Here is a 279-nt window from a genome sequence, read left to right as displayed (position 1 = left end):
GCGCGATGCAGTCGATAACCTCGCCCTTCTGGATGAGATAGTCGGGATCGGGCAGGATCGATGCAACGGCCATCGGCGTTTTGGTACTGGACAGCATCGAGCCGAGGCCATTTTGCTGACCGCCGTTGCCACCACCGAGTGGACCGGCACCAGGCGTACCACCGTTCGCAGGCGGTTGAATCTCCTGCCCTTGGCCACCGTCGCCGTACATCATGCCCTTCTCCATCTTGCGCTGTGCGGGCGTCAGCGGCAGCTTCTGCTGCTGGCCCTGCACACGTA

Annotated in this window: 1 pseudogene; it reads right to left on the bottom strand. The window is 62.7% G+C overall.

Features of this window, described 5'->3' with window-relative positions:
* A pseudogene (locus tag SB772_RS40215) lies at positions 1-279 on the bottom strand (hypothetical protein); the annotation flags it as partial.

The sequence above is a fragment of the Paraburkholderia sp. SIMBA_030 genome (assembly GCF_046535245.1).
Lineage (GTDB): Bacteria > Pseudomonadota > Gammaproteobacteria > Burkholderiales > Burkholderiaceae > Paraburkholderia.
The sequence above is the reverse complement of the archived record's forward strand: the minus strand, read 5'-3'. Positions and strand labels throughout refer to the sequence as shown.